The organism is Campylobacter sp. CFSAN093227, from assembly GCF_012897855.1.
Lineage (GTDB): Bacteria > Campylobacterota > Campylobacteria > Campylobacterales > Campylobacteraceae > Campylobacter_D > Campylobacter_D jejuni.
The window spans coordinates 1220464-1235956 of record NZ_CP040610.1 but is presented as its reverse complement, the minus strand read 5'-3'; the positions used below and the strand labels follow the sequence as shown (position 1 = coordinate 1235956).

Genomic DNA, 15493 nt, shown 5'->3' with positions numbered 1-15493 from the left:
TTTTTGTTTGATTCTTTGTAAATTTTTTTAGGTAAAATAGAGTCAATTTATAAAAATTTTGTTTTACACAAAGGATAAATCATGAGATTTTTTCTTTCTCCTCCGCATATGGGTGGTAATGAATTAAAATATATAGAAGAAGTTTTCAAAAGCAATTATATAGCACCTTTGGGTGAATTTGTAAATCGCTTTGAACAAAGTGTCAAGGCTTACAGTAAAAGTGAAAATGCCTTAGCTTTAAATTCAGCCACAGCGGCTTTGCATTTAGCTTTAAGGGTGGCAGGGGTAAAACAAGATGATATTGTTTTGGCTTCTTCTTTTACTTTTATCGCTTCAGTAGCACCTATTTGTTATCTTAAAGCAAAACCTGTATTTATAGATTGTGATGAAACTTATAATATCGATGTAGATTTATTAAAGCTTGCTATTAAAGAATGTGAAAAAAAACCAAAAGCATTGATTTTAACTCATCTTTATGGCAATGCGGCTAAAATGGATGAAATTGTTGAAATTTGCAAAGAAAATGACATTGTTTTAATTGAAGATGCTGCTGAAGCTTTAGGAAGTTTTTATAAGAATAAAGCCTTAGGAACTTTTGGAGAATTTGGAGTTTATTCTTATAATGGCAATAAAATTATCACCACTTCAGGTGGAGGTATGCTTATAGGAAAAAATAAAGAAAAGATTGAAAAAGCAAGATTTTATAGCACTCAAGCTAGGGAAAATTGTTTGCATTATGAACATTTAGATTATGGTTATAATTACCGCTTAAGCAATGTTTTAGGAGCTATTGGCGTAGCACAAATGGAGGTTTTAGAACAAAGAGTGCTTAAAAAAAGAGAAATTTATGAGTGGTATAAAGAATTTTTAGGAGAGTATTTTAGCTTTTTAGATGAATTGGAAAATTCAAGAAGTAATCGCTGGTTAAGTACAGCTTTGATTGATTTTGATAAAAATGAACTTAATTCTTGTCAAAAAGATATAAATATCAGTCAAAAAAATATTACTTTGCATCCAAAAATTTCAAAACTCATAGAAGATTTGAAAAATGAACAAATAGAAACAAGACCATTATGGAAAGCTATGCACGCTCAAGAAGTATTTAAAGGAGCTAAGGCTTATCTTAATGGCAATAGTGAGTTATTTTTCCAAAAAGGAATTTGTTTGCCAAGTGGCACGGCGATGAGTAAAGATGATGTTTATGAAATTTCAAAACTGATCTTAAAGAGCATAAAGGCTTAAAATGATTTTTTATAAAAGCAAAAGATTAGCATTTTTTTTAACTTCAGATATTGTTTTAATTTTACTTAGCGTTTATCTGGCTTTTTCTTTGAGATTTAGTGGAGATATTCCGAGTATTTTTTATCATGGTATGATGGTTTCTGCTATTATTTTGCTTGTTTTAAAACTTTCATTTTTGTTTGTTTTTAGAATTTATAAAGTAGCTTGGAGATTTTTTTCTCTCAATGAAGCAAGAAAGATTTTTATCGCTTTGCTTTTAGCTGAGTTTTGTTTTTTTCTTATTTTTTATTTTTTTAGTGATTTTTTTAATCCTTTTCCAAGAAGTGCTATTGTGATAGATTTTGTTCTTTCTTATATGTTTATAGGTACTTTAAGAATTAGCAAAAGAATGCTTGTGGATTTTAAACCTTCTAGAATGAAAGAAGAAGAAACTCCTTGTATTGTAGTAGGGGCAACTTCTAAGGCTTTGCATTTGTTAAAAGGTGCAAAAGAAGGTTCTTTAGGGCTTTTTCCTGTAGGCGTAGTTGATGCGAGAAAAGAGCTTATAGGGACTTATTGTGATAAATTTATTGTAGAAGAAAAAGAAAAAATAAAATCTTATGTAGAACAAGGGGTAAAAACTGCCATTATTGCTTTAAGACTTGAACAAGAAGAGCTTAAAAAACTTTTTGAAGAACTTGTAGCTTATGGTATTTGCGATGTAAAAATATTTTCTTTTACAAGAAACGAAGCAAGAGATATCAGTATAGAAGACTTGCTTGCTAGAAAACCAAAAGATTTAGACGATAGTGCTGTGGCGGCTTTTTTAAAAGACAAGGTAGTTTTGGTAAGTGGAGCAGGTGGAACTATAGGCAGTGAACTTTGTAAGCAATGTATTAAATTTGGTGCTAAGCATCTTATTATGGTTGATCATAGTGAGTATAATCTTTATAAGATCAATGATGATTTAAATTTATATAAAGAAAAAATTACTCCTGTTTTACTGAGTATTTTAGATAAGCAAAGTTTAGATGAGGTATTAAAAACTTATAAACCTGAGCTTATTTTACATGCAGCCGCTTATAAACATGTGCCTCTTTGCGAACAAAATCCACATTCAGCAGTAATCAATAATATTTTAGGAACTAAAATTTTATGCGACAGTGCTAAAGAAAATAAAGTAGCTAAATTTGTGATGATAAGTACAGATAAAGCAGTGCGACCAACAAATATTATGGGTTGCACTAAAAGAGTTTGTGAGCTTTATACTTTAAGTATGAGTGATGAAAATTTTGAAGTTGCTTGTGTGCGTTTTGGCAATGTTTTAGGTTCTAGTGGTAGTGTGATACCGAAATTTAAAGCACAAATTGCCAATAATGAGCCTTTAACTTTAACACACCCTGATATAGTGCGTTATTTTATGCTTGTGGCTGAGGCAGTGCAACTTGTTTTACAAGCTGGGGCTATCGCAAAAGGAGGAGAGCTTTTTGTTTTGGATATGGGTAAGCCTGTGAAAATCATAGATTTAGCTAAAAAAATGCTTTTACTTTCTAATCGCAATGATTTAGAGATTAAAATCACAGGCTTAAGAAAAGGTGAGAAGCTTTATGAAGAGCTTTTGATTGATGAAAATGATGCTAAAACGCAATATGAGAGTATTTTTGTAGCAAAGAATGAGAAGGTTGATCTTGATTGGCTTAATAAAGAGATAGAAAATTTACAAATATGTGAAGATATTTCAGAGGCTTTATTAAAGATTGTACCTGAATTTAAACACAATAAAGAAGGTGTATAATGTATATAAAAGATATACAAAGATTTGAAGATAATCGCTATCGTGCTAGAGCTTATATGAGTTATATTTTAACAAGAAATCTACCCAATAAACTTCCTGACATTCACCTTGAAACGATTAAAACAGCTTTGGATAAAATAGCTCATGAAGTTGTTGTTTTTGATGCTTTGTATATTTTAGATATTTCAGGTATGCAAATAGAAAATGCGATTTCCTTAAATAAGGCTCATGAAATAGGACAGGGTGAGGATAGAAGTACTCGTTCTTATTTTTATAGAGCTGTAAAATTAAGACGATGTGTTTTAAGCGATCCTTATCCTTCGGTTTTAAATAATGAGCTTTGCGTGACAGCTTCTATGCCAATTTACGATGATAAAAATAACTTGCTTTTTGTTGTTTGTATTGATATCAAGCTTGAAGATATTTTAAAGATTATTCAAGCAGGAAAATTTGAGTTTGTTTTTACTCAATTTAGTCGTTCGGTATATTTTTGCTTCGCACTGGTTTTATTTGTGATTACTTGTTTTTTATTTCAAAAAGGTTTTTTTAGTCTTTTTGATAATCAAGCTATAGGTATAGAACATATGTTTGAAAGTACCATCGCTATAACTTTGGCTTTAGCTATTTTTGATTTGGCAAAAACTTTGATCGAACAAGAAGTATTAGGAAGGACAAAAAAAGAAGAAGGTGGAATTCAAAAAACTATGGTGAGATTTTTGGGTTCTATTATCATTGCTTTAGCTATAGAAGCTTTGATGTTGGTATTTAAACTTGCTATTGGTGATCTTTCTCAGATGATTTATGCGATTTATCTTATCGGTGGAGTGAGCTTGCTTCTTTTAGGTTTAAGTGTATATTTATTTACGGTTAAGTATAAAAATAATAATATTTGAGTAAAAATTTAAGTAAAAGATGATATAATGCTGTTTTTTAAAATTTTTTAGCTTGATTAATAAGGCTAAAAAGGGTAAAATAAAACTATAAAAACTTTGAAAGGACGAAATTGTGAAATTGTTAGTTGTTGATGACAGTTCTACTATGAGAAGGATTATTAAAAATACCCTAACAAGACTTGGACACGATGATGTTTTAGAAGCTGAGCATGGCGTTGAAGCTTGGGATTTATTAACTAAAAATGAAGATGTAAAAGTTTTAATTACAGATTGGAATATGCCAGAAATGAATGGCTTGGAGTTGGTAAAAAAAGTAAGAGCAGAGAAAAAATATGAAGATATGCCTATCATCATGGTTACAACTGAGGGCGGAAAAGCTGAAGTGATTACTGCTTTAAAAGCTGGCGTAAATAACTATATTGTAAAACCTTTTACTCCACAAGTTTTAAAGGAAAAACTTGAAGATGTTTTAGGAACAGGAAGTGGAGAAGGTGCAGCTGAGTAAAGGCTGATTTTTAAAATTCTAAATGCAAAAAAAATATTATGAATTGTTCTTTATTGTAGAAGAGCGGTATAAAAATTTATTTCTTGATTTTGCTTTTGATTTAGGTATAGAAGCCATAGAAGAGAAAGATAATGGTGTTTACATTAGATCCCATGAGAGTTTAGAAGAGTTTTCATGGGCACTTGAAATATTTGCTCAAAAACTTACAACTACTTTCAATTTAAACCATAAAATTATTTCTAATTTAAGTCTTGTAGAGAAAGAAAACAAGGACTGGATACAAGAATATAAAAAAGGCATAAAACCTATCTTAGTGGATAATGTTTACATCCATACAACTTGGCAAGAAGAAAAGAAGAATTGTATAAATATAAAGATTAATCCAGCCTTAGCCTTTGGCTCAGGACATCACGAAAGCACATATTCTTGTGTAAAATTTTTACAAAAATTTTCTAAAAGTAAATTAAGAGCTTTAGATCTTGGTTGTGGTAGTGGAATTTTGGGTATTATTATGGCAAAGTTTGGTTGTAATGTTGAAATTTGTGATACTGATGAGTTGGCTATTGATAGTTCTTTAGAAAATGCAAGATTAAATGGTGTCGATTTTCACAAGGCTTGGTGTGGATCTATAGATAAAGCAAATGGTTTATATAATCTAATTGTTGCAAATATCATTGCAGATGTGATTTTAATTTTAGAAAAAGATATTAAAAACCATTTAGAAGATAATGCTATACTTATTTTGTCAGGAATTTTAGATAAATATTCAACAAGAATTAAAGAAAAATTTCAAGATTTGGAACTCATTGATGAAATGCAAATCAATGAGTGGTGTAGTTTTGTATATAAAAATAATAAAAAAGGATAAGTAATGAATAATAATACCCAAAATAATAAGGGTAATCCGCAGGGTAATAATTTTTTTAACAAAAATCCCATTTTTATTTTTGCGATTTTTGCAATTGTAATGATAATTATTTTTAAGGGATTTTTTGATGGCAATGGTTCTTTTGGCGGGGCATTGAATGGCAATGAAGTAAATAAAAATGTCCCTTATTCTGAGTTAAAAAAGCTTATTGAAAGTGGACAAATCAATCAAGTTAGTATAGGACAAACAACAATCAAAGCGATTTCAAGCTCTCACAATACTGTTTATACAGCAAAAAAAGTTAATGATCCTGAGCTTGTGAGTTTACTAGATAGTAAAAATATCGCTTATGGTGCGTATTCTGAAACAAATTGGTTTACGGATATACTTTTTTCATGGGTTTTGCCAGTATTTATTTTCTTTGGTATTTGGATGTTTTTGGCAAGTCGTATGCAAAAAAATATGGGAAGTTCTATATTGGGTATAGGAAGTTCTAAGAAGCTTGTAAATTCAGAAAAACCTAAAGTAAAATTTAGCGATGTAGCTGGTGTTGAAGAAGCTAAAGAAGAAGTAAAAGAAATTGTAGATTTTTTAAAGTATCCTGAAAGATATATTAAATTGGGAGCTAAAATTCCAAAAGGGCTTTTACTTGTTGGGCCTCCAGGTACAGGAAAAACTTTGCTTGCAAAAGCAGTTGCAGGTGAAGCTGATGTGCCGTTTTTTAGTGTTTCAGGTTCGTCTTTTATAGAAATGTTTGTGGGTGTAGGTGCTTCTCGTGTGAGAGATTTATTTGAAAATGCAAAAAAAGAAGCTCCTGCTATTGTTTTTATAGATGAAATAGATGCTATTGGTAAAAGTCGTGCAGCAAGTGGCATGATGGGTGGAAACGATGAAAGAGAGCAAACTTTAAATCAGCTTTTGGCTGAAATGGATGGCTTTGGGACAGAAAGTTCCCCAGTCATTGTTTTAGCAGCAACAAATCGCCCAGAAGTTTTAGATGCAGCGCTTTTAAGACCAGGAAGGTTTGATAGACAAGTTTTAGTTGATAAACCTGATTTTAAAGGTAGGTGTGATATTTTAAAAGTGCACATGAAAGATGTCAAAATCTCCCCAAAAGTTAAAGTAGAAGATATAGCACGCTTAACCGCAGGGCTTGCAGGAGCTGATCTTGCAAATATTATTAATGAAGCAGCGCTTTTAGCGGGTAGGGATTCTAAAAAATATGTAGAACAAAATGATTTAGTTGAAGCTGTTGAAAGAGCTATAGCAGGGCTTGAGAAGAAATCACGTCGTATTAATGAAAAAGAAAAGAAAATTGTTACTTATCATGAATGCGGTCATGCTTTGATTGCTGAAACTACCAAAGGCGCAAAACGTGTAAGTAAGGTTTCTGTGATTCCGCGTGGTCTTGCGGCTTTAGGTTATACTTTAAATACTCCTGAGGAAAATAAATTTTTAATGCAAAAACATGAACTTATCGCTGAAGTAGATGTACTTTTGGGTGGTCGTGCAGCTGAAGAAGTGTTTATAGGTGAAATTTCAACGGGTGCAAGTAATGATTTAGAAAGAGCAACCGATATCATAAAAGCTATGATTTCTATGTATGGTATGAGTGAAATTGCAGGACTTATGGTACTTGAAAAACAAAGAAATACTTTCTTAAGTGGTGGACAAACTATCAAAGATTATTCTGAAAAGATGGCAGAATCTTTAGATGATTATGTAAAGAAAACCTTGGATGAACGCTATAAAGATGTTAAAGATACTTTAAATACTTATAAGGGAGCGATTGAGACTATGGTTGCAGCCCTTTATGAAGAAGAAACTATTGAAGGTAATAAAGTGCGCGAGATTATTAAAGAGTTTGAGGATCAAAATAGTCTACCAACTCGTTTGCAAGAACTCGAAGAAGTTAAAACTGAAGTTAAAGTAGAAGAATGAAAGATTTTATTGCAAAAGATGGATATTTAAGTCTTATTATTTTAAGCTTAATTTTTATTTTTGTGTGGATTTTTTATTCTTTTTCCATCTTGCTATTAGCATTAATTGTAATTTGTATTTTTCTTTTTAGAGCGCCCAAAAGAGAACTTGTTTGTAGTGATGAAAAAGCTATTTTTGCACCTATGGATGGTAGGGTTACTAAAATAGAAAATATTCATCATAAAGATTTGGGTGAATGTGTTGAAATTACTATTAAAAATGCTCTTTATGATGCTGGGAATTTTAATACACCTTTTGCAATGTCTATAATAGATATTCGTTTACGACATGGGCTTTTTTTGTGCAGTGAATTAAAATCTGCAAAAATGATGAATGAAAGAGCTTTTATTTTGGCAAAAGTTAAAGAGAGTAAAATGATAGCCTTGCGAATCTATGCAGGTTCTTTTGATAGAAAATTAAAGCTCGATAATATTTCTCATGATTTAAAAGCAGGAGATAGAATGGGTTTTTTAATTAATGGCTCTATAAGTTTACTTTTACCAAAAGATACTAGAATTTATATAGGCTTAAATGATGAAATTAAAGCAGGTTCATTGCTAGGCTATTTTGCGTAAGGAAAAATAATGAATAACAGACCGCAACTAATTTATATTTTACCCAATCTTTTTACAGCTGTTTCAGCTTTTTTAGGGGTTATTTCTATTATAGCTTCAATACATGGAAATTATTATACAGCTTTGATTTATATTATTTTATCTTTGATTTGCGATGGGCTTGATGGCCGTGTTGCAAGACTTACAAATTCTACTTCAAAATTTGGGGTAGAATTTGATTCTTTGGCTGATCTAGTAGCTTTTGGAGTTGCTCCAGCGGTTCTTTTTTATATGGCTATAGGTTATGATTTTGGAAAACTTGGATCTTTGATTACAGCTTTTTTTGTGGTTTTTGGAGCTATTCGTTTGGCGAGATTTAATGTTACCACAGGCACTTATGAACCCTCCGTTTTTATAGGTCTTCCTATACCTACTGCAGCAGTTGTGAGTGCTATATGGACTTATGCGTTTATCAGTTATGATTTTTTAAAGCCTTATGGCGTAGTTTTTTTGGTGCTTCAAGCAATTTTAGGGCTTTTAATGGTAAGTAATATACGTTATCCTAGTTTTAAAAAGCTTGATTTTAATCGTTCTAGTGTTTTAAAAGTTTTGATTATTTTAATTATAATATTTTCATTTTTATATCTTTACCCTCTTGAAAGTTTAGTAATTTTAGCAAGCTTGTATGTGCTTTATGGAATTATTCGGGTTTTATATACCATTATCGTTTCAAAATTTAAGATAAGAAATCAAGAGTAAAATTTTTCAATGACTTCGCATTCTTCTTGAGTGAAGCCAGCTTTGATTCTTGCTTGAATGTTAAGTTTTTTTCCCGCAAGAGAGAATTGTTTAAACGTTTTGCAAAGCTCAATAAAATCATACCTGTTTTGATTTGCAAATTTCCACCAAGTATCTCCTTTTTTAACGTGTTTTATTTCATCATTAAGTATAATTTCAAGATATTCCATTAGAAGATTTTTAATGGAATGATTGGAACTTTGAAGTTTTTGAACAACAAAGGGGTTGGCATCAAGCCCTTTAGCTTCTAAACCTCTATGAACTACTCCCATTCTAAAGCTTAAAGAGTCTTTTGTAGCTTCTAGAGCAGATTCTAAATTATCATGCACTGGAAAATTTCCATATTTGTAACCAAGTTCTTTAAGTGCTGAATTTAAAAGTTTGAAATGTTTAATTTCCTCACCTGCTACCTCCAGCCAATCGTAATAAAATTGCAAAGGTAGATTTTTAAAGCGATAACTCGCATCTAAAGCCAGGTTAATTGCATTAAATTCTATATGAGCGACTGAATGAATTATTTTAGCAAGCGCATGAGTTGAATTGACAAATTTAGGCCTTCTTATACGCGTAGGATGAAGCAAGGTAATTTGTTGTGATGTATTTTTTTTGAAAATGCTTTGATGCTCGTGATTAAAATTAAATTTGTGGCTTTTAAAGTCTTCATAAAAATTTTGAAAAGAGTGAAATTTTATAGTTATATTTTTTTCATATAAAATATCTTGAAGTTCTTGAAAAAATTCTTTTTGCATTTAAAACTTTCTTGAAAATTATAAAAATTTATCATTTAAAATTGAAAATTTAATTATATAATATAAAAATTATTTTACAAGGGTAGATCATGAAAGAATTAAATGAAGAAGAAAAAAAAGTAATTTTAAATAAAGGAACAGAAGCTCCTTTTAGTGGGAAATATAATGATTTTTATGAAAAAGGAATCTATCAATGCAAGCAATGTGGAGCTTCGCTTTATAAATCCGAAGATAAATTTAAATCAGGTTGTGGATGGCCTAGCTTTGATGATGAAATAAAAGGGGCTGTTAAAAGAATTCCTGATAAAGATGGGATTAGAACCGAGATTGTATGTGCAAATTGCAATGGACATTTAGGTCATGTTTTTGAAGGAGAAGGATTTTCTGCTAAAAATGTAAGACATTGTGTAAATTCTATTTCTTTGGAATTTGTAAAAACTAAGGATTGATAGTGTTTTCTAGTATGGGTTCTGAGCTTTATTTGATGTTTTTTGCTGCAATTACTTTACTTGCTATATTAAATCCTTTTGGTAATTTAACTCAATTTTTGGCTATGAGTGATGGATTGCCTTTAATGCTTCGAAAAAAACTTTTTAGAACTATTCTCTATACAGCTTTTACTATAGTTTTGGTGTTTTTATTATCAGGACCTTTATTTATGAACTATATTTTTAGAGTTTCATTGGATGATTTAAGGGTTTCTGGTGGTTTGGTTCTTATTATAATGGCTATTAAAAATTTACTTTTTTCAACAAAAATTGCAACTAAGGATTTTAGTTCTTATCAAGATATGGATGATAAGGAAATTTTAAGACAGAGTTTAATACCTATGGCATTTCCTATGCTTGTTGGGCCTGGAACTTTAGCTAGCGTTATTGTTATAGCCGAAGATGGTGGGCTTGATGTTGCTCTTGGCGGAGTAATGATAGCTTTTATTTTTATGTTTATACTTTTTCATTTTGCAGCTACTATAGAAAAAATAGTTGGAAAATTGATTTTACATGTTTTTTCTCGTATAGCACAAGTATTTATTGTTGCTATGGGGTTTAAGATGATTATTGTAGGTTTAAAGGATATATTTAACTTATAAATTAATATAATTTTAAGTAAATAATACTATATAAATATGATATAATTTTAAAATAATTTATTATTAAAAAGGTGAGTTTTATGTTTGGTGCTAAGAAAAATAATACTAAAATAATTGAACAACTTGAAAAAAAATGTAATGGTTTAGGAGATATTTTAAGATCTATTGGGAATACCATGGCGGTAATTGAATTTACTACCGATGGCGTTATTTTAGAGGCAAATCAAAATTTTTTAACAACTATGAAATACTCCCTTTCAGAGATCAAGGGTAAGCATCATAGTATGTTTTGTTTGCCTGAAGTTGTTAATTCTTCAGCATATAGTGATTTTTGGAAAGATTTAAGAGATGGAAAAGCTAGAAGTGGTCTTTTTAGACGTATAGCTAAGGGAGGGATAGATGTTTATTTAGAAGCAAATTATCTTCCAATTAGTGATAATAATGGTTATGTTTATAAAATTATTAAATTTGCCAATGATATAACTCAAAGACATTATGAAATGCTTGATCTTAGAAATACTATTGCTGCTGCTAATCGTTCTATGGCTATTATTGAATTTAAACCTGATGGGACTATTATTACGGCTAATGAAAATTTTTTAAGAACTATGGATTTTAATATTGATGAGATTAAAGGAAAGCATCATAGTATGTTCTGTGATTCTAATTATAGACACTCTAAGGACTATGTTCAATTTTGGGAAGATTTAAGAGAGGGTAAATTTCAATCAGGTAAATATATAAGATACGGAAGAAATAATAAAAAAGTATACCTTGAAGCAAGTTATAATCCGGTTAAAAATGATGATGGAAAAATTTACAAGGTTATTAAATTTGCTACAGATATAAGCGAACAAGTTAAAAAAGATCAAGAAAAACTTCGTCTCATAAGCGAACTTGCAGAAAAAAATGATAATCTTACTCAAGATGGAGATCGTGTAATTGAAAACACTGTTTCAAATGTTCAGAATATTGCTGATATGATGTCTCAAAGTTCAAATCTTGTTTCCTCTTTAAATCAACAATCAGATGAAATTAAATCTATTATTCAAACTATTAGTGATATTGCTGATCAGACTAATCTGCTTGCTTTAAATGCTGCTATTGAGGCAGCACGTGCTGGTGAACATGGTAGAGGTTTTGCTGTTGTTGCTGATGAAGTAAGAAATTTAGCTGAAAGAACAGGGCATTCGGTTAATGAAATTACCACTACGATTAATTCTATTCGCAATGTTACATCACAAGTGGTTGAGAGTATTAAAAGCGGTTTAGAGGATGTTAATCAGAGTGTTGAACTTGCAAAAGAAGCAAGAGAGTGTATGGAGAAAATTCGTGAAAGCTCTGCTGAAGTTGCTAAAGCGATGTCATAAGCGTGATTTTCACGCTTATTTTTAAGTAATTAAATCTTTAAAATTTTTAAAACCACTTTCTTGATTGCATTTTTCTTTTAAAATATTTAAAAATTCTTTCCTAGAAATATTATGAGCACCCATAAATTCTAAATGTTGGTTATAAACTTGACAATCTATGATAAAATCATAAGGTTTTAATAAATCACAAAGTTTAATCATGGCAACTTTAGATGCATTTTTTTTAATGCTTACCATGCTTTCACCAAAGAAAACCTTGCCTAAAATTAAACCATAAATTCCACCTATAAGTTCATTATTTTCATAAAGTTCAAGGCTATGCGCATAGCCTTGGGTAAATAACTTATAATAAGTGGTAATAAATTCATCATCTATCCAGCTTTGAGAGCGTGTATCGCGACATAATGTAATTAATTTTAAAAAATCATAATCAAGTTTAATTTGATAGAGATTAATAAATTTTTTCATATTTTTTTGGATGTGAATTTGATTTGGAATTAAAATGCATCTAGGATCTGGACACCACCAAGTTACAGGTTTACTTGTCCATGGGAATAGACCAAAAGTATAAGCTTTTACAATAAAATCAGCTTCTAAATTTTGACTTAAAAATACAGGAGCATTTTTAGGCGCATTGAGTAATTTAGAATATAAATTTGAGCTTTCCATTTTTACCAAGTTTGATTTTAGCTATACCACCTTTTTTAAGCTTTCCAAATAAAATTTCATCACTGATTTTTTCTCCTATTTCCTCAGAAATTATGCGTTTTAAAAGCCTTACTCCAAATTCTTTATTATAGGCTTTTTTAGCTAAATAAATTTTGGCTTTATCATCCATTGATAATTTTATATTATTTAAATTTTTAGAAATTTCATCAAGTTCTTTTTCGATAATTTTAACAAGTATAGCATCGTTTAAATCATTAAAATGTAAAATTTTATCAATGCGATTAATAAATTCTGGAGCAAAAAAATCTTTGATAGCACGATTACTTTTTTCTTCATTTTTACTTAAAAAACCAAGCTCATTGCTTTCTTTAAGTCCTAGATTAGATGTCATAATAATGATTGTATTTTTAAAATCTACTTTAAGACCGCTATTGTCGGTGAGTTCAGCATTGTCAAAAATCTGTAAAAAGGTATTGCTTAAATCAGGATGAGCCTTTTCTATTTCATCAAAAAGAACAAGACTGAAAGGATTTTTGCGAATAGCATTGCTTAAAAGTCCACCCTCTTCAAAACCTATATATCCAGCTGGAGATCCTATTAGTTTACTTATAGTATGTTTTTCTGCATATTCACTCATATCAAAGCGTTCTAAATTTAAACCTAAAAATTCAGCTAAAGCTTTGCAAAGTTCTGTTTTTCCAACTCCACTTGATCCAGTAAACAAAAACACTCCGCGTGGTGTATTGGAATTTTTAAATCCCGCAAAACTTTGCTTAAGTGATGAAACAAGGCTATCTATAACTTCATCTTGGCCAAAAATTTTTGCTTTTAAATTTGTTTTTAAATTCATTAAAGCTTTATTTTGATCGAATTCAAATATTTTGTGATGGTGGGTCATTTTTGCTAAAACATTTTCTAAATCTTTTAAATTGGCATTTTTTTTAGCTTTTGGATTTAAAGCAAAAGAAGCGCCAAGTTCATCGATCAGATCTATAGCACAATCAGGTAAAAATTTATCATTAAAAAATTTTTTACCCCAAATTACAGCATATTGAAGAATTTCATCGTTTAATTTTATATGATGAAATTCTTCATATTTGTTTTTTAATCCTTTAAGAATTTGCAAGCTTTCTTCTTGGCTTGGTTCATCTACATTTATTTTAGCAAAACGGCGACTTAGGGGTTTATTTTTATCAAAAGTATTTTTATATTCCATAAAAGTTGTTGCACCTATGCATTTTAAAGTTCCATTACTTAGAGCTGGTTTTAAAAGATTGGAAAAATCAGTATGAGATTCTCCTGTGCTTCCAGCTCCTACTATAGTGTGAATTTCATCAATAAATAAAATAGCATTGGGTATTTTCTCAAGTTCATTTAAAATTTCTTTAATTCTTTTCTCAAAATCTCCACGGTATTTTGTTCCCGCAAGTATACTAGCCATATCAAGACTAAAAATTTTTGCATTTTGTAAGTTTTTAGGCACCTTTTTTTCCGCAATAGCTAATGCTAATCCTTCTACAATGGCCGTTTTGCCAACTCCTGCTTCTCCTACTAAAATAGGATTATTTTTCTTGCGACGTGAAAGAATTTGCATCATTCTTTCAAGTTCAAATTTTCTTCCTATTAAAGGATCAATCTTGCCATTTTGAGCCAAAAGTGTTAAATCACTTGTGTGGTTGTTTAAATTTTGTATATTTTCATGATTTTGAAGTTCTTGAATTTTGTTAAGATTTATGTTGTGTTTTTTTAAGAGATAGCTAGAATAACTTCTTGAATCCTGTATGAGCTTTTCTAAAAAATCTATAATTTTAATTTCATTATTTTTATTTTTAGATGAAAGTAAGATTTCATCTAAAACAACAGATATTGTAGGTTCTATTTCTTGTTTAATAACTTGATTGTTTTGAGAAATGTAATTTTTTAATTCAGTTTCTAGAAGTTCAAGATCTCCATCTGAAAATTCTTCAAATATATCCTTAAAATCAGTGCTTAGTTTTAGTAATGCAAACAGTACATGCTCACAGGTAACAAATTCATGGTGATTTATTAAGCTTAGATTTTTGGCATTATCAAGATATTTTTGTAAATTTTCTTGGTATTTCATTCTTCTTCCACCTTTGCTTGTAGTGGAAAATTAGCAAGTTTAGCCGCATCCATAACTTTTTTTTGTTTTGAAAGAGCTATTTCCTGGGTGTAAATGCCACAAATTCCAGAACCATTGTGATGAATTTCTAACATTGTTTGACTTGCTTTCTCAAGGTTTTGATGAAAAATATTCATCAAAATTTCTATAACAAAATCCATGGTTGTTACATCATCATTTAAGAGTATAACTTTATACATTTTTGGTTCACTAAGTTTTGTTTGCTCTAGAGTTTGGGTTTTTGGCATTATTTTCCTTTGTAGATTTTATTTAAATCTTCTTGCATGAGTTCTGTTGGAATTTTACCAAGATAAAAATTTGTTGGAGTATTATTATTCCAGTAATCGCTTATTTTTTGATAAATTCCATTTTTTAAAACAACTTTAAAAGGAAGTTGCTCCATATTTTGATAGTCTATATCTTTTAAAATTTGAGCAATAATACGATCATTAGAGCTGTCATTGCTTAGAAAATAGTAAGCACCATAATCATCCGCGAATTTTTTAACTGTTTCATCGCTAACATCTTCAAAATGTGTAAGTCCTATAATGATAAATTTGCTAGAATTATTTTTCCAAAGTTTGCTAAGATCTAAAGCTTCTTCTTTACATGGGGTGCAAAAAGTGCCAAAAAAATCAAACATTAGAACTTTTCCTTCCTCTCCTTCTACCACAAAACCTTTATCTGTTCTTATTAAAGTTTTGCTTCCACCATTTACACTATTTAATACTATTTTATCTCCTTTGTGATACTCTTCAAACATAAAATCATTTTGAATTTCTTCTTCTTTGGAGCAAGCATTAAGAAAAAATGCTAAACTTATTAAAAATAGGGTTAAAATTTTTTTCATTTAATTTC

General features: G+C 30.0%; 16 protein-coding genes. 11 read left to right on the top strand and 5 right to left on the bottom strand.

Annotated elements, in window-relative coordinates; all coding sequences use genetic code 11:
• Positions 1-81: 81 nt before the first annotated feature.
• From pglE to pssA, 8 genes are all read left to right on the top strand, one after another.
• The gene (pglE, locus tag FBF06_RS06495; RefSeq protein WP_002859872.1) at positions 82-1242 is read left to right on the top strand and encodes a UDP-N-acetylbacillosamine transaminase; all 1161 of its coding nucleotides are present in this window, start codon (positions 82-84) and stop codon (positions 1240-1242) included.
• Position 1243: 1 nt separating this feature from the next.
• A complete protein-coding gene (pglF, locus tag FBF06_RS06490) occupies positions 1244-3016 on the top strand; it encodes a UDP-N-acetylglucosamine 4,6-dehydratase (configuration-retaining) (protein ID WP_038400575.1) in 1773 nt (590 codons plus the stop codon).
• Positions 3016-3909: a PDC sensor domain-containing protein gene (locus FBF06_RS06485; protein WP_002856519.1), complete on the top strand. Its 894-nt coding sequence runs from the start codon at positions 3016-3018 to the stop codon at positions 3907-3909. The genes pglF and FBF06_RS06485 overlap by 1 nt, the downstream gene beginning before the upstream one ends.
• 112 nt (positions 3910-4021) lie before the next feature.
• Positions 4022-4414, top strand: a complete 393-nt coding sequence (locus FBF06_RS06480) for a chemotaxis response regulator CheY (RefSeq protein ID WP_002866134.1) — start codon at positions 4022-4024, stop codon at positions 4412-4414.
• A 22-nt stretch (positions 4415-4436) separates the two neighbouring features.
• Positions 4437-5282 carry a 50S ribosomal protein L11 methyltransferase gene (locus tag FBF06_RS06475; RefSeq protein WP_002856135.1) on the top strand — a complete coding sequence of 282 codons (846 nt, stop codon included), beginning with the start codon at positions 4437-4439 and terminating at the stop codon, positions 5280-5282.
• Positions 5283-5285: 3 nt separating this feature from the next.
• Positions 5286-7223: an ATP-dependent zinc metalloprotease FtsH gene (gene ftsH, locus FBF06_RS06470; protein ID WP_002856296.1), complete on the top strand. Its 1938-nt coding sequence runs from the start codon at positions 5286-5288 to the stop codon at positions 7221-7223.
• On the top strand, positions 7220-7837 hold the full coding sequence (locus FBF06_RS06465; protein WP_002859121.1) for a phosphatidylserine decarboxylase: 618 nt from the start codon (positions 7220-7222) through the stop codon (positions 7835-7837). The genes ftsH and FBF06_RS06465 overlap by 4 nt, the downstream gene beginning before the upstream one ends.
• A gap of 9 nt (positions 7838-7846) precedes the next feature.
• On the top strand, positions 7847-8575 hold the full coding sequence (gene pssA, locus FBF06_RS06460; RefSeq protein WP_168977590.1) for a CDP-diacylglycerol--serine O-phosphatidyltransferase: 729 nt from the start codon (positions 7847-7849) through the stop codon (positions 8573-8575).
• On the opposite strand, the gene FBF06_RS06455 is transcribed toward pssA, so the two are convergent.
• Positions 8566-9363 (bottom strand): ferritin-like domain-containing protein, encoded by a 798-nt coding sequence (locus FBF06_RS06455; protein WP_002859123.1) that lies wholly within the window; start codon positions 9361-9363, stop codon positions 8566-8568. The genes pssA and FBF06_RS06455 overlap by 10 nt on opposite strands.
• A gap of 89 nt (positions 9364-9452) precedes the next feature.
• On the opposite strand from FBF06_RS06455, the gene FBF06_RS06450 reads away from it, so the two are divergent.
• The 3 genes from FBF06_RS06450 to cetZ all read left to right on the top strand — a co-directional run bounded on the left by FBF06_RS06450 (position 9453) and on the right by cetZ (position 11823).
• Positions 9453-9812, top strand: coding sequence for a methionine-R-sulfoxide reductase (locus FBF06_RS06450; protein ID WP_002826104.1), 360 nt, complete (start codon positions 9453-9455; stop codon positions 9810-9812).
• 14 nt (positions 9813-9826) lie between these two features.
• Entirely contained in the window at positions 9827-10453 is a 627-nt protein-coding gene (locus FBF06_RS06445) for a MarC family protein (protein ID WP_002860212.1), read from the top strand.
• An 80-nt stretch (positions 10454-10533) separates the two neighbouring features.
• On the top strand, positions 10534-11823 hold the full coding sequence (gene cetZ, locus FBF06_RS06440; RefSeq protein ID WP_002860211.1) for an energy taxis response protein CetZ: 1290 nt from the start codon (positions 10534-10536) through the stop codon (positions 11821-11823).
• 21 nt (positions 11824-11844) lie between these two features.
• Here the strand turns inward: cetZ and aat are convergent, their stop codons facing one another.
• From aat to FBF06_RS06420, 4 genes are read right to left on the bottom strand one after another with little or no spacing between them, the layout of a single operon-like run.
• Positions 11845-12492 (bottom strand): leucyl/phenylalanyl-tRNA--protein transferase, encoded by a 648-nt coding sequence (gene aat, locus FBF06_RS06435; RefSeq protein WP_002826100.1) that lies wholly within the window; start codon positions 12490-12492, stop codon positions 11845-11847.
• The gene (locus FBF06_RS06430) at positions 12467-14596 is read right to left on the bottom strand and encodes an AAA family ATPase (RefSeq protein WP_014516801.1); all 2130 of its coding nucleotides are present in this window, start codon (positions 14594-14596) and stop codon (positions 12467-12469) included. The genes aat and FBF06_RS06430 overlap by 26 nt, the downstream gene beginning before the upstream one ends.
• The gene (locus FBF06_RS06425; protein ID WP_002852892.1) at positions 14593-14883 is read right to left on the bottom strand and encodes an ATP-dependent Clp protease adaptor ClpS; all 291 of its coding nucleotides are present in this window, start codon (positions 14881-14883) and stop codon (positions 14593-14595) included. Before FBF06_RS06425 ends, FBF06_RS06430 begins: the two co-directional genes overlap by 4 nt.
• Positions 14883-15485, bottom strand: a complete 603-nt coding sequence (locus tag FBF06_RS06420) for a TlpA disulfide reductase family protein (RefSeq protein WP_032583770.1) — start codon at positions 15483-15485, stop codon at positions 14883-14885. The genes FBF06_RS06425 and FBF06_RS06420 overlap by 1 nt, the downstream gene beginning before the upstream one ends.
• Positions 15486-15493: the final 8 nt, after the last annotated feature.